This is a genomic window from Spongiactinospora sp. TRM90649 (assembly GCF_029382225.1).
GTDB lineage: Bacteria > Actinomycetota > Actinomycetes > Streptosporangiales > Streptosporangiaceae > Spongiactinospora.
The window spans coordinates 78,399-91,747 of sequence record NZ_JARLTC010000021.1; the positions used below are offsets into that span (position 1 = coordinate 78,399).

The following is a 13,349-nucleotide window of genomic DNA, read 5'->3' on the forward strand; positions in this document are numbered from 1 at the left end:
GCACGATGGACGTCCCTGTTGAAACCCCAGCCAGGCCCAGGCGCCGCACGCTGATCGTCACCGTCTGCGTCGTGGTGGCCGCCGCCGTCGCCGCCCTGCTCTTCGCCGGCCGCTACGGCACTCCCTCCGACGCCTCGCCGGAGGCGGGCTTCGCCAGGGACATGGCGTTCCACCACGCCCAGGCCGTCGAGATGGCCTTCGCCGCCCGCGACGCGACCAAGGACGAACGGCTCCGCTCGCTGACCAGTGACATCATCATCACGCAGACCGCACAGCGCGGCATGTTCATGGCCTGGCTTCAGCAGTGGGGGCTGAACCAGGCGGGCGAGCGCCCGCGGATGGCGTGGATGGCCGGGCACGGCGGGCACGCGGCCGGTGCTCCGGGGACGGCCGGGGCCTCCGGCACGGCGATGCCGGGCATGGCGTCCGCCGCCGAGCTGGAACGGCTGCGACAGGCCACCGGCAAGGACTCCGAGATCCTGTTCCTGCAGTTGATGATCCGACACCATGAGGGGGGCGTGCAGATGGCCGACGGGCTGCTGCGCCTGTCCGACCGCGAGGAGGTCGCCACCATGGCCAGGAACATCACCCAGGGTCAGAGCGGCGAGATCAAGCTGATGACCGACATGCTCCGTGAGCGCGGCGCGACGCCGCTGCCGACGATCCTCGACTGACGTCCCGATTCCAGGGCGAACCACTCCCCCTCCACCCCCACAGCCGCGAAGGACGGAGAGACAGTGAACGACGAGCCGGAGAGCCATCTTGAGGTGAGCATCTCGGCCGAGGTCGAAGCGGGAATGTACGCGAACTTCGCATCGGTCTGGCACACCCGCGATGGTTTCGTCCTCGACTTCGCCGTGATCACGAGGCCACCGCAGCTCACCGGCGACCCGCAGTCGGGACAACGCATCCTGAGCGTGCCGACCCGCATCGTCAGCCGCATCCGGCTCCCTCCCAGCCAGGTCTTCGAGCTGATGAAGGCGCTGGAGCAGCAGCTCACCGCCTATGAGAAGGAAACCGGCCACAAGGTGTGAAAGGCGTGAAAGGCGTGAAAGGTATGAGCGATCCGGGATGTCCGGGCGCTCTGTGGGGGGAGGCGCACGAGTGCGGGCCGACGGTTTCGACGCGGTGGTGGTCGGTTCCGGCCCCAACGGGCTGACCGGCGCGCTGACGCTGGCCTCGGCCGGGCGGCGGGTCCTGCTCGTCGAGGGCGCCGAGCGGTTCGGCGGCGGGCTGCGCACCGAGGAGCTGACGCTGCCGGGCTACGCGCACGACGTGTGCGCCTCGGTGCTCGCCGTCACGCTGGCCTCTCCCGCGTTCCGGGAGCTGGATCTCAAGATCGACTTCGCGCATCCGGATATCCCGGGCGCGCACCCGCTCGACGACGGGCCGGCCGTCCTGGTGCACCGCGATCCGGCCCGCACGGCCGCCGGGCTGGGCCGCGACGGCATCGCCTGGCTGGAGACCGTCGGCGCGGCCGTGCGGGCCGGGACGCCGCTGATCGACACGCTGCTCGCGCCGCTCGGGGTGCCCGGGGCGCCGCTGGCGGCGGCCAGGTTCGGCGCGCTCGGCCTGCTGCCCGCCACGGCGCTGGCCCGCACGGTGTTCCGCGGCGAGCGGGCGCGAGCGGTTCTGGCGGGCATGTCCGCGCATTCCATGCTCGACCTGGGTGCCGCGCTCTCCGCCGGATACGGCCTGACGCTGGCCACGCTCGCCCACCTGGTGGGCTGGCCGGTGGCGCGAGGCGGCTCCCAGACCGTCGCCGACGCCATGGTGGCCAGGCTGCGCGAGCTCGGCGGCGAGGCCGTCAGCGGCCAATGGGTCGGCGATCTCGCCGAACTGCCCGCCGCGCGCACCGTGCTGCTCGACGTCACCCCCCGCCAGTTCCTGCGGATGGCCGGGCACCGGCTGCCGCCCGGCTACCGGCGCGGCCTGGCGCGCTTCCGCTACGGCCCCGGGGTGTTCAAGCTCGACTGGGCGCTGTCGGGCCCGGTGCCCTGGCGCGATCCTGCCGTGGCCCGCGCGGGCACCGTCCATCTCGGCGGCACGTTCGCCGAGATCGCGCTCAGCGAGGCCGAGGTGACGGCCGGGCGGCATCCCCGGCGGCCCTATGTGCTGCTGGTGCAGCCGTGCGCGGCCGATCCGTCCCGCGCCCCCGAGGGCCGGCACACCCTCTGGGCCTACTGCCATGTGCCGAACGGCTCCACCGTGGACATGACCGAGGCGATCGAGGCGCAGATCGAGCGGTTCGCGCCCGGTTTCCGCGACCTGGTGCTGGCGCGCGCCGCCAGGGGCCCGGCCGAGCTGGAGCGGCGCAACCCCAATCTGGTCGGTGGCGACATCGGCGGCGGGCTGGCCAGCCTGTGGCAGTTCGCCTGCCGTCCCGTGCTCTCCCCCCGCCCGTGGTGCACCCCGCTGCGGGGCGTCTACCTGTGCTCCTCCAGCACGCCGCCGGGCGGCGGCGCGCACGGCATGGGCGGACGGCAGGCCGCCCGCCTCGCGCTGCGGGAGCCCTGACCCGCCTACCCGGTGCCGCCCATCTCCTCGGCGACGGCCGCCGCGAAGGCGTCCACGTCGTCTTCCGTGGTGTCGAACGCGCACATCCAGCGGACCTCGCCCGCCGGTTCGTCCCAGACGTAGAAGGGGAACCGCTTGCTCAGCCGGGCCGACGCCGCCGGCGGGAGCACCGCGAAGACCACGTTGGCCTCGACCGGCCGCGTGACGCGGACGCCGGGCACGTCGGCCACCGCCCGGCCCAGCCGCGCCGCCATCGCGTTGGCCCGCCGGGCGTTGCGCAGCCACAGGTCGCCGCCGAGCAGCGCCTCGAACTGGGCGGCCACGAACCGCGACTTGGAGGCGAGCTGCATGGCCGTCTTGCGGACGTACTCCACGCCGCGCGCGGCCCCGGGGTCGAGCACCACGACGGCCTCGCCGTACAGCAGGCCGGACTTGGTGCCGCCGAAGGAGAGCACGTCCACGCCCGCGTCGGTGCTCAGCGCGGCCAGCGGCACGTCGAGCGCGGCGGCGGCGTTGGCCAGGCGCGCGCCGTCGAGGTGGACGGCCAGCCCGAGCCCGTGGGCGTGCTCGCAGATCGCCCTGGTCTCCTCCGGGGTGTAGATCGTGCCCAGCTCGGTCGCGTTGGAGATGGACACGACCCTGGGCTGGGCCCGGTGCGGGTCGCCGAACCCGATGGCCCGCCGGTCGATCAGGTCGGGGGTGAGCCGGCCGTCCGGGGTGGGCACGGTGAGCAGCTTGAGCCCGCCGGTGACCTCGGGAGCCCCGCCCTCGTCGGTGTTGACGTGGGCGCTCTCCGCGCAGATCACGGCCTCCCAGGGGGCGCACATGGCGCGCAGCCCGACCACGTTGGCGCCGGTGCCGTTGAACACCGGCCAGACCTGCGCGCCGGCCCCGAAGTGGGCGCGAAACGCCTCGCCCATCGCCTCGGTGTAGACGTCGTCGCCGTAGGCGGGCTGGTGGCCCTCGTTGGCCAGCGCGATCGCCCGCAGCACCTCCGGGTGGACGCCGGCGTGGTTGTCGCTGGCGAAGCCGCGGGCGGCCGGGTCGTGGCGGCGTGCGAAGGTCACTTGGAGAGGTCCAGGCGGCGGCCGTTGACCTCCTTGACGGGGGCCTCCCACAGGCCCGCGACCATCTCCGCAAGGTCCTCGACGTCGGTGAAGCCGGGGAAGGTGGCCTCGGGGTTCTCGGCGCGCATGGCGTCGTGAACGATGGCGTTGACCACGAGGATGGTGGCTGCGGCGCCGGTGCCCTCGTAGGCGTCGGCCATGGCGAGCGTCCATGCCTCGGCGGCGGCCTTGGCCGCGGCGTAGGCGGCGCTGCCTTGGGTGGGCGCCTGGGCGACCTTCGCCGAGACGATCACGAACCGGCCGTTGTCGCTGCGGGACAGCAGCGGGTCGAAGGCCAGGGAGACGTGCTGGAGCGTGCGGATCAGCAGGTCGTGCAGCACCTCCCAGTCTTCGAGCGAGGCCTCGCCGAAGGTCTTGGCGCCGCGCCAGCCGCCGACCAGGTGCACGACGCCGTCCACCCGGCCGTACTCGGCGGCGACCTGGCGGGCGAGGTCGCCCACCGCGTGCGGCTCCAGCAGGTCGACGGTGACCTGCTGGACGCCCGCGACCTCGGGATGCGGGCGGTGGTCCACCGCCACGACCGTGTCCCCCTCGGCGGACAGGCGGCGCACGACGGCCTGTCCCGCCGGACCTCCCGCCCCCGTGACGACGACCACCTTCGCGCTCATCAGCGGATCCCCTCCGTGGATTCGACGACGTGACAGAGCTTACGGCGCGATGCCCCTCGGAACAGGCGCAACCGGACTTCGTCCGCGAGCCGCGGCCCCGGTGACGACGCGCGTCCTCCGGAATTCCACACCGCCGGGCGATCGGGTTCCACGTAATCCGGCACGCCGGACGGCCCGAATTCCCCCGCGCGACGGACGGCCGGTCCCCCGTACGGCGGACGCCCCGGGAACATTCCGGCAGGTAGCGTCCGAGCCCGGACGGTACGGCGGCCACATCGGTCACGGCCGGACCGTGGAAACGAACGCGACCATGGGGGGCCGCCATGCTCAATGACTCGACCAGGTTCAGGCGCGTCTCCAGCGGAGTGCTGCTGATCGTCGCCCCGCTGCTGCAGGCGGCGGCCGTCGTCGTGGACCCCGGCACCTGGGGCGACGACCGGGAGGCCGTCAGCTTCGGCGACAACCCGGCGCTGGCCCAGCTCCAGTCGGTGCTCTACCACTGGAGCTGGATTCTGACCGCGATCGCCGCCTTCGGGCTGATGCACTTGACCCGCCGCCGGGCCGTGGTGTTCGGCAACATCGCCGGGACCATGACCGTCGTCGGATACATCAGCATGTCGGCGCTGCTGCTCACCGACCCGGTGTCGTGGTGGTTCGGCGCGCGCTACCCGGCCGAGGAGGCCGAGCGCCTCACCAACGAGGTGCTCGACCTGCCCGGTGTGACCTTCGGTTTCACCATTCCGTGGCTGTGGCTCGGCTTCATCGGGCTGCCGCTGCTGACGGTCGCCGTGTGGCGGGCGGGAGCGGTGCACTGGTGGGTGCCCACCGTGGTGATCGCCGGGCTGGGCGGCTCGATGCTGGTGCCCTACGGGCCGCTGACCATCCCGTTCTGGGTGGCGCCCGCCGTGGCGCTGGGCGCCGTCGGGGTGCGGATCCTGCGGATGACGGCCGAGGAGTGGGCGGCGGGCTATCCGGTGGCGCTGCGCGACCCGGCGACCCCGGTGGACCCGGTGGCCGAGCCGGGGCGCACGACCCCGGCCTCGTAGGCGAAGACCACCGCCTGGGCGCGGTCGCGCAGGTGCAGCTTCATCAGCACCCGCGCGACATGCGTCTTCACGGTGGCCTCTCCCACGAACAGCTCTCCGGCGATCTCGGCGTTGCTGCGGCCCCTGGCGAGCAGGCGCAGCACCTCCAGCTCGCGCGGGGTCAGCTCGGCCAGGCGCGGCGGCGGGACCGGGTCGTGACGGCCGGCGAAGGAGGCGATCACCCGGGTGGTGATGGCGGGGTCGAGCAGCGCCTCGCCCGCGGCGACCACCCGGACGCCCTCGACGAGCTGTTCGGGCGGGGAGACCTTCAGCAGGAAGCCGCTGACCCCGGCGCGCAGCGCGGCGTAGAGGTTCTCGTCGGTGTCGAAGGTGGTGAGCACGACCACCTTGGGCGGGTTGGGGCGGGAGAGCAGTTCCGTGGTCGCGGCCAGGCCGTCCATGCGGGGCATCTGCAGGTCCATGAGCACGATGTCGGGTTCGGTACGGCGGGCGACGGCCACCGCGTCCACGCCGTCGGCCGCCTCCCCGACCACCCGCATGTCCTCTTCGGATTCGAGCACCATGCGCAGACCGGCGCGGACCATCGCCTGATCGTCTGCGATCATGATGCGGATCGGGGGCTTCGTACCCATCCCTGCACCTCCAGGAGCACGTCTTCCGGAGCCTAAACCCGCACAGGCCCCCTTGCATACCGGACAAATCACCCAGCCAACCGGCTTGCAAGTGAGCCCCAAGTGTGAAGGCCGGTGTGACGGCCCGTCCGGCCCGGGCCGTCCTCAGCCGGGCAGCAGATCCACGCTCCCGGCGATCCGCTGCGCGACCGTGTCCTGGCAGGTGTTCGGGGCGCAGAAGTACACCAGCAACGCAGCGGCCCCCTGACGGTCGATCGCGTAGCCGACGAAGTCCAGCCGTCCGCCGCCCTGGGGGTCGGCGAGAGCGCCCTCGATGCGCACGGCGGGACGCCCGCCGACCGACACCTGCACCACGCCCGAGGTGATGCTCACGCCGCCGGGCATCGACGACTGGAGGGTCTCCTGGAGCTCCTGGGCCTGGGCGTTCGGGTCGAGGGTGTCCAGAACCTGCACGTACAGGCCGGTCGCGGTGGCGGGGTCGGCGCGCAGCAGCCGGTTGGTCTCGGTCCAGTCCGCGCTGACCGGGGTGACGAACAGCCGCTCGAACTCCGTCCCGTGCGGCGAGGCGACGGTGAACAGGTCTGCGTGCGTCTTGGTGGTCCAGTCCTGAGGGTAGTCGAAGCGCAGCGGAGCCGCCTTCGACCCGTCGTACCTGGCCCATTCGATCTCGCCTGTGCCGCGCAGCATGATGGACAGCACCGCGGCCGCGGCCACGATCACCGCGACGGCCGCCGAGGCCCCGATCAGGATGCCCTTGCGCCCGCCGCGCGCCTTGGGCGGCGCGGCGACCGGGACGGTGGGGGTTCCGGCCGATGGTCCGGTGACCGGCGAGCCCGGCCACGACTGCGGCACGGGGTCGGCCGCCACGGGAGCGCCAATGGGTGACGCCGTGGGCGGCGCTACGGGGGGTGCGACCGGCGACCCGACGGGCATCGAGAAGGTGCCGGTGCTCCTGCCGCCGATCGCGTCGCGCAGTTCGGCGACGAACTCCCCGCAGCTCGCGAAGCGCTGGTCGGGCGACTTGGCGAGGGCCCGCGCCATCACGCCGTCCACTTCCAGCGGCAGTTCCGGGCGCAGCGAGCTGAGCGGGGCCGGGGCCTCGGCCAGGTGCGCCCACAGCAGCGCGATGTCGTTGTCCCGCTGGAACGGCAGGCGCCCGGCCATCGCCTCGTAGACCACGCAGGCCAGCGCGTACTGGTCGCAGCGGCCGTCGATAGTGTCCTTGTTGATCTGCTCGGGCGCCATGTAGCGGGGGGTGCCGATGAACTGATCGGTCTGGGTCAGCCCGGAGATCGACGTGCGGTGCTTGGTGATGCCGAAGTCGGTGAGGTAGACGTGCTCGGCGTTCGTTCCCCCGGCGACCAGGATGTTGGCGGGCTTGATGTCGCGGTGGATCAGGTCGTGCGCGTGCGCGGTGTCCAGCGCGGCGGCCACCTGCGCGAAGATCCGGTTGACCTGGCTGATCTCCAGCGGGCCGCGGTCCATGAAGAGCCGCCGCAGGTCCATGCCGTCCACGTAGCGCATGGCGATGTAGAGCAGTTCGCCGTCCGCGTTGGCCTCGTAGATCGGGATGATGTTGGGGTGGTCGATTCCGGCGACGGTGCGTGACTCCAGCACGAAGCGCTGGCGGAACCGGTCGTCGGTGCTCAGCACCGGGTGCAGGATCTTCAGGGCCACGCGGCGGCTGAGCCGGGGGTCGGTGGCGAGGTAGACCACGGCCATGCCGCCCTTGCCGATGATCTCCTCGACCTGGTAGCCGGCCACCTCCTGGCCGATCAGGGAGCGCTCGTTCACCGGCATCACGTCTCGGCCGGGTGACCGCAGTAGCCGCAGAACCGGTGCGCCGGGCCCATGCCCATCCCGCAGGCGGTGCAGAACCGCTGCGTCTTGCCCGTCGCGCCCTGCTGGGTGGTGGAGACGGGCGCCTTTGACGGCTGGGCGGGCTGGACCGGTGGCCGGGCGGTGAGCAGCGGCTGGGACTGGGCGCCGCCCTGCTCGGCCGGGATCGGACCGGTCTGCGGGGCGGACGGGGCGGGGAAGGACGCTCGGGAGACGATCCGTGTCACGTCGGTGGGGGACGGCTCGCCCCGCGACGGGTCCTCACCCGGAGACGGCACGGGCATCCGCGGCCCGGTCGGCGGGCCAGTGGATGGGCCAGTGGATGGGCTCGTGGATGGGCCGGTCGATGGTCCCGTCGGTGGTGCGGCGGAGGCCACGGGTTCGGGCACCATCGGAGCCCGCGCCGCTGAGGCGGGGGCCGATGTCGGTACGCCCGTGTCCTCGTCCTTGGCGCGGCGGCGCAGCAGGAGCAGGGCGACGCCGAGCACGATCAGGACCAGCAGTCCCGCCCCGGCGATGAACGGCCACAGCGGGATGCCGCCGCCGGTGCTCGGGGGCACCGCCGCCTTGGCCCCCGCGTCCTCCTTGCCGTCGCGCTTCTCCTGGGCGGTCTTGAGGTAGCGGGTCGCGATCACGTGCCCCGGATACAGCTCCAGGACGCGCCCCAGCGCCGGTACGGCGTCACCGTAGTACTTGGTGTGGAAGCGGGTCAGCGCCACCTCGAAGGCGGCGTCGATCGGGCCGCGCCTGGGCTTGACCTTGGCCTCGGCCAGCGCCTTGGTGACCTCCCTGACGCCGATCATGCGGCCTTCGGAGCCGCCTCCCGCGAGGACGCCGACGACCGCGCCGTCCTTGTCGCCGATGACCGGTGCCCCGCTGAGCCCCTTGTCGATCAGCGCGCCCATCTTCGCGGGCTCGTCGACCTTGCCTTCGGGGTTCTTGAACGGCCTGCCGGAGCTGCCGGAGCCGCCCGCGTCCAGGTGGGCGATGTCGATCGTGTGCGGGCGGTCGGCCGCGGGCCGTCCGGTGAACCCGGCGACCGAGACCGGGGATCCGGCCTTGTCGGGCACCTGGACGGCGAGCGGCGCGGTCGGCATCCCGGTGCCGCCCTCCGCGCGCCCGGTGGGCAGGAGCACCGCCGGGGCTTCCGGCTGGTCACCGGTGTGCGCGATCTCGGCGGAGATGCCCTCCTTTTCGGTGGGCAGGATATTCGGAAATATCTTAATCCGGGTGGATACTTCAGTCAGGCAACTCGTGGTCGACGTCTTCGGCGGGTAGCACTCCTGCAGATGCCGGTTGAGCAACTCGTCCTTCAGGGTGTGCCGGTCGAAGTCATCGTCGATGTCCACCTTGTGGTGCTCGGCGAAGATCTTGTTGGCCGCGTACACCGCCACGTCATCGTCCGTCTTCACCACGTTGGTCAGCGTGACCACCGCGCCCTCCGGGTTCACCACGAACCCGGTCCCCGTGCCGATCGGTACGTCGTAGGACCGCTCCACATGCTGAAGCTTGCCGATGTGATCCAGCAGCGTGACCTTCACGTGCGAGACGGCCTCGACCCGCACGAGCGCGGGGGTGACGAGGTCGGTGATGCCGCTGGGATGCTCATGCGCCCACGCGGGGACGGCCGCGCCGGACAGACCGGTCACGGCGGTGAGAGTGCCTAACGCGAGCAGGGTCAACGGGCCAGGGCGCCGCATCACGCCTTCCCCCCACGGGAGCAGCCAACGGGATACGACAAGGTTCCCAACCGGACGACATAAGTCAATACTTTTATGGGTGGACACGGGCGAAACACCAAAAGGCGTTACCAAATTGGTTCACCAGGGCAATCTGCTTATGTGAGTCCTGGTCACGTTTCACTGGAACGTGACAGGAAGGGCGGAGCGGCGTCCCAGCCGACGCCGTCCCGCGCGGCGAACGCCGCCCAGTCGGCGGCGCCCCGCCGTACCGCGGCGTGGACGGCCCGCGCGACCCGCGCCCCCCAGTGCGACCGGGGCCCGCCGAACAGTTCCTCCGCCCCCGGCGAGTCGTGCCGCGCCGGGGCGCCGGGATCGCGGACGCCCACGCACACCGCGTCCGAGGCGGTCCCCGTGCCGGGGAAGCCCACCTCCGCGAGCGCCTGCGTCTTGGCCTCCGTCACCGTCATCACCGCGTTGACCAGCGCGGCGTCGGTCATCGGAGCGGGCACCGCCACCACGATGTTGATCGTGCCGGGCGCGGGCGCCCCGCCGCCGCCCACCATCGGCGCCAGCTCCAGGTCGGGCACGTCCGCCGGGGCCGCCGCCCAGGTCGGCACCCGCAGCCCCACCGTGGCCACCGCCCGGACCCCGCCGTCCTCGCACAGCGCGTACCGCTCGACGTGCGCGGCGGTCATCATCCCCACGCCCGGTGTGCCCGGCGGCGCCAGGCCGGTCAGGTGCTCCACCGGGTCCATCCGCGCGTACCCGGCCACCACCTGCGCGTTCAGCACCCACTCGCGCGGCCCGATGCCGCCGCCGAGCATCGCGGAGGAGATCATCCGCCAGCCAGGGCCGAACTCCCACAGCAGCGCGCCGAGCGGCTCGCCGTCCTCGGTCCGGCGGCTCAGCACCGGCCGGGGGCCCATGGCGGCCGGCCGCACGCATGCGGGGCAACCGCCGTCAGCGCACTCAGGACACACCCGTGATCACCGATCCCTTCGCATCAGATGCACCTGGGGCCTGCCGTCCGGGCCCGCCTCGACCTTCACGTTCGCGCCGAAGTGGGCCGCGATCAGTTCCTCGGTCAGCACCTGGGCCGGGGTCCCCGAGGCCACCGAGGCGCCGTCGGCCAGCAGCGTCATGGTGTCGGCGTACTGGCCCGCCACGCTCAGGTCGTGCAGCGTGGAGATCACCGTGAGCCGGTCGGCCAGCCGGAGCCGGTCCACCAGCTCCAGGACCTGCTGCTGGTGCCCCAGGTCGAGGGCCGTGGTCGGCTCGTCGAGCAGCAGCACCGGGGCCTGCTGGACGAGCGCCCTGGCGATCACCACGCGCTGCCGCTCCCCGCCCGACAGGTGACCCAGCCGCCGGGCGGCGAACGCGCCCAGGTCCAGGCGTTCCAGTACCCCTTCTGTGACCTCGCGGTCGCTCCTGCTCTCCCGCCCCAGGTAGGAGATGTACGGCGTGCGGCCGAGCAATGCGTAGTCGAAGACCGTCATGTCCGGCGGCAGCGCCGGGGTCTGCGGGGCGAAGGCGACCAGCCGGGCCCGGCCGCGCGGGGTGAGGCCGGTGGCGGGCTCGCCGTCCAGCAGGATCTCCCCCCGGCCGGCCAGCACTCCGGCCAGCGCGCGCAGCAGCGTCGACTTCCCGGCCCCGTTGGGGCCGATCACCGCCAGCCAGCCGCCGCGCGCCACGGCGAGATCGACGCCGCCGAGCACCTGGCGGCCGTCGAGGGTCACCGTGAGGTCCGTGACCGAGATCATGCTCACGTCTCCACCCGCCGGGTGACCCGCAGCACGAACACGAAGAACGGCGCGCCGACGAACGCGGTGACCACGCCGATCGGCAGCTCGGCGGGGGCCAGCACGGTCCGCGCCACCAGGTCCGCGAGCACCAGGAACGCCGCGCCGCCGATCAGGGACAGCGGCAGCACGATCCGGTACGACCCGCCCGCCAGGCGTCTCACCACGTGCGGGATCACGATGCCGACGAACGCGATCAGCCCGCTGACCGCCACGGCAGCCGCCGTGGCCAGGCACGCGGCGAGCAGGACGGCCAGCCGTACCCGGCTCGCCCGCACGCCCAGGCTCACCGCCTCGTCGTCGCCCACCGACAGCACGTCCAGCATGCGGCCGTGCAGCAGCATCGCCCCCGCCGCGACGAGCGCGTACGGCGCGATCAGCCGCAGGTCCTCCCATCCCCCGGCGACGTCGCCGAGGATCCAGGCGTAGATGCGCTGCAGCTCCTCCACCCGGAGCTGCTGGACGAACGTCTGGATGGCGGTCAGGAACGAGGTGACCGCGACCCCGGCCAGCACCAGCGTGGCCGTCCCGTCGCCGCCGCGCCGCGCGCTGCGGCCGAGCGCGTACGCCAGCAGCACGCCGCCGATCGCGCCCACGAACGCCATCGGCGGCACCGCAGCCGACGCCGCGTCCCCGCCCACCAGCACGATCGCCAGCGTCACCGTCAGGCCCGCGCCCGCCGCCGCGCCCAGCAGGTACGGATCGGCCAGCGGGTTGCGGAACACCCCCTGGTATCCGGCTCCGGCCACGGCCAGCAGCCCGCCGACCACCGCGGCGAGCAGCACCCGGGGCAGCCGGAGCTCCAGCAGCAGCCCCTGCTCGATGGGGGCCAGCCCGGAGTCCACCGAGACGAACGGCAGCCAGTCGGCCAGTTGCAGCACCACGCCGCGCACCGGCAGGCCCGCCGCCCCGGCCAGCAGCCCGGCCAGGAGGGCGGCTGTGAGGAGCACCAGCGCGGCCACGATCCACCAGGGCCGCAGCCGCACCGTGCTCCGCTCCCGCGTACTCACCACCATCGCGCCCGGCGGGGGTGGGTCAGGGAGAGGTGGTGCCTCACTGTTCCGCCGCGGCCTTCTTCACGGTCGTGGCGACCACTTCGGCGAAGTCGGCGACCCGGGGACCCCACCGGGAGACGATGTCGTCGTCGAGCTGGACCACCCGGTCGTTCTTGATCGCCGACAGGCCCGACCAGCCGGGGCGCTTGGCCAGTGTGTCCTTGGACTGCCCGCAGCACTTGGTATCGCCGAGGAAGATCAGGTCCGGGTCGGCCTTGGCCACGAACTCCGCCGACAGCTTCGGGTAGCCCCCGGCCGGGTCCGGGGCCTCGTCGGCCACGTTGGTCAGCCCGAACAGGCCGTAGATCTGGCCGATGAAGGTGTCCGAGGTCGCCGAGTACGGCGTGACGTCCAGCTCGTGGTAGTACGTCAGCTTGTGGTCCTTGGGCGCGTCGGCGACCAGCTTGTCGATCTTCTCCTTCATCTCGCCGACGACCTTCTCCGCCTCCGGCGCGTTCCCGGTCGCCGCCCCGAGGTCGGTGATCTGGTCGTAGCTCTCCTCCAGCTTGGTGGCGGCCGGTTCGAGCAGCACCGGGATCTTCACCTTCTGCAGAGTGCCCACGATCCCGCCGATGTCGTTGGCCAGCACGACCAGGTCGGGCTTCTGCGCGATGATCGCCTCGGCGTTGGGCTTGAAGCCCGACAGCGCCGACTTGGGCGCGTCCGCCGGATGGTTCGACTGGTCGTCCACCGCGATGACCTGCGCCCCCGCGCCGATGGCGAACAGGCTCTCGGTCGCGGTGGGGGCGAGCGAGACGATGCGCTGGGGCCGGACCGCGATGGTCACGGACCCGTTGCCCGCCTCGACGGTGACGGGGAAGCCCGTTCCCGCCGAGGCGCCGGAGGTGGAGGGGGAGGGGGACACCGACGCGGCCGTGCCTTCGCCCGAAGTGCCTGTCTGACCGCATCCGGCCAGCACCAGCACCCCCAGCAGGGCACCCGCGTAGGCCGTTCTCAAGGGCCTCACGAGGATTCCTTCCGAAGTCGCCGGGAACCGAGAGACCCGTGAAACGACGGATCACCCTTTTCCACGAGGGCTGTGAC

13 protein-coding genes are annotated in these 13,349 nt (G+C 72.6%); 4 read left to right on the forward strand and 9 right to left on the reverse strand.

Features of this window, described 5'->3' with window-relative positions; all coding sequences use genetic code 11:
- Positions 1-5: 5 nt before the first annotated feature.
- From P3X83_RS24140 to P3X83_RS24150, 3 genes are all read left to right on the forward strand, one after another.
- Positions 6-674, forward strand: coding sequence for a DUF305 domain-containing protein (locus tag P3X83_RS24140; protein WP_277307468.1), 669 nt, complete (start codon positions 6-8; stop codon positions 672-674).
- Between the two features lie 63 nt (positions 675-737).
- A complete protein-coding gene (locus P3X83_RS24145) occupies positions 738-1,034 on the forward strand; it encodes a DUF3467 domain-containing protein (RefSeq protein ID WP_113980360.1) in 297 nt (98 codons plus the stop codon).
- Positions 1,035-1,104: 70 nt separating this feature from the next.
- The gene (locus P3X83_RS24150) at positions 1,105-2,517 is read left to right on the forward strand and encodes an NAD(P)/FAD-dependent oxidoreductase (RefSeq protein WP_277307469.1); all 1,413 of its coding nucleotides are present in this window, start codon (positions 1,105-1,107) and stop codon (positions 2,515-2,517) included.
- A 5-nt stretch (positions 2,518-2,522) separates the two neighbouring features.
- On the opposite strand, the gene P3X83_RS24155 is transcribed toward P3X83_RS24150, so the two are convergent.
- Together P3X83_RS24155 and P3X83_RS24160 are read right to left on the reverse strand one after the other, a co-directional pair.
- Positions 2,523-3,584, reverse strand: a complete 1,062-nt coding sequence (locus P3X83_RS24155; RefSeq protein ID WP_277307470.1) for a beta-eliminating lyase-related protein — start codon at positions 3,582-3,584, stop codon at positions 2,523-2,525.
- A complete protein-coding gene (locus tag P3X83_RS24160) occupies positions 3,581-4,252 on the reverse strand; it encodes an SDR family NAD(P)-dependent oxidoreductase (RefSeq protein ID WP_277307471.1) in 672 nt (223 codons plus the stop codon). Before P3X83_RS24160 ends, P3X83_RS24155 begins: the two co-directional genes overlap by 4 nt.
- A gap of 323 nt (positions 4,253-4,575) precedes the next feature.
- On the opposite strand from P3X83_RS24160, the gene P3X83_RS24165 reads away from it, so the two are divergent.
- Positions 4,576-5,298, forward strand: coding sequence for a hypothetical protein (locus P3X83_RS24165; RefSeq protein WP_277307472.1), 723 nt, complete (start codon positions 4,576-4,578; stop codon positions 5,296-5,298).
- Here P3X83_RS24165 and P3X83_RS24170 read toward each other — a convergent pair.
- The 7 genes from P3X83_RS24170 to P3X83_RS24200 all read right to left on the reverse strand — a co-directional run bounded on the left by P3X83_RS24170 (position 5,220) and on the right by P3X83_RS24200 (position 13,272).
- Complete coding sequence (locus tag P3X83_RS24170; RefSeq protein WP_277307473.1) at positions 5,220-5,903, reverse strand: response regulator transcription factor; 684 nt, start codon at positions 5,901-5,903, stop codon at positions 5,220-5,222. The two genes, P3X83_RS24165 and P3X83_RS24170, sit on opposite strands and share 79 nt — an antisense overlap.
- 171 nt (positions 5,904-6,074) lie before the next feature.
- A complete protein-coding gene (locus P3X83_RS24175) occupies positions 6,075-7,730 on the reverse strand; it encodes a serine/threonine-protein kinase (RefSeq protein ID WP_277307474.1) in 1,656 nt (551 codons plus the stop codon).
- Entirely contained in the window at positions 7,730-9,418 is a 1,689-nt protein-coding gene (locus P3X83_RS24180; protein WP_277307475.1) for a hypothetical protein, read from the reverse strand. The genes P3X83_RS24175 and P3X83_RS24180 overlap by 1 nt, the downstream gene beginning before the upstream one ends.
- Positions 9,419-9,621: 203 nt before the next feature.
- Positions 9,622-10,392, reverse strand: coding sequence for an adenosylcobinamide amidohydrolase (locus P3X83_RS24185; protein WP_346742743.1), 771 nt, complete (start codon positions 10,390-10,392; stop codon positions 9,622-9,624).
- 45 nt (positions 10,393-10,437) lie between these two features.
- Positions 10,438-11,211: an ABC transporter ATP-binding protein gene (locus P3X83_RS24190; RefSeq protein WP_277307476.1), complete on the reverse strand. Its 774-nt coding sequence runs from the start codon at positions 11,209-11,211 to the stop codon at positions 10,438-10,440.
- A 2-nt stretch (positions 11,212-11,213) separates the two neighbouring features.
- Positions 11,214-12,266: an iron ABC transporter permease gene (locus P3X83_RS24195; protein ID WP_277307477.1), complete on the reverse strand. Its 1,053-nt coding sequence runs from the start codon at positions 12,264-12,266 to the stop codon at positions 11,214-11,216.
- 37 nt (positions 12,267-12,303) lie between these two features.
- Positions 12,304-13,272 carry an ABC transporter substrate-binding protein gene (locus tag P3X83_RS24200; RefSeq protein WP_277307478.1) on the reverse strand — a complete coding sequence of 323 codons (969 nt, stop codon included), beginning with the start codon at positions 13,270-13,272 and terminating at the stop codon, positions 12,304-12,306.
- Positions 13,273-13,349 lie beyond the last annotated feature (77 nt).

What these genes read in the sequence shown, in the direction of transcription:
- P3X83_RS24170 (WP_277307473.1), bottom strand. Translation starts at nt 5,903, where the DNA reads ATGATCGCAGACGATCAGGCGATGGTCCGCGCCGGTCTGCGCATGGTG.
- P3X83_RS24160 (WP_277307471.1), bottom strand. Translation starts at nt 4,252, where the DNA reads ATGAGCGCGAAGGTGGTCGTCGTCACGGGGGCGGGAGGTCCGGCGGGA.
- P3X83_RS24165 (WP_277307472.1), top strand. Translation starts at nt 4,576, where the DNA reads ATGCTCAATGACTCGACCAGGTTCAGGCGCGTCTCCAGCGGAGTGCTG.
- P3X83_RS24195 (WP_277307477.1), bottom strand. Translation starts at nt 12,266, where the DNA reads ATGGTGGTGAGTACGCGGGAGCGGAGCACGGTGCGGCTGCGGCCCTGG.
- P3X83_RS24175 (WP_277307474.1), bottom strand. Translation starts at nt 7,730, where the DNA reads ATGCCGGTGAACGAGCGCTCCCTGATCGGCCAGGAGGTGGCCGGCTAC.
- P3X83_RS24140 (WP_277307468.1), top strand. Translation starts at nt 6, where the DNA reads ATGGACGTCCCTGTTGAAACCCCAGCCAGGCCCAGGCGCCGCACGCTG.
- P3X83_RS24190 (WP_277307476.1), bottom strand. Translation starts at nt 11,211, where the DNA reads ATGATCTCGGTCACGGACCTCACGGTGACCCTCGACGGCCGCCAGGTG.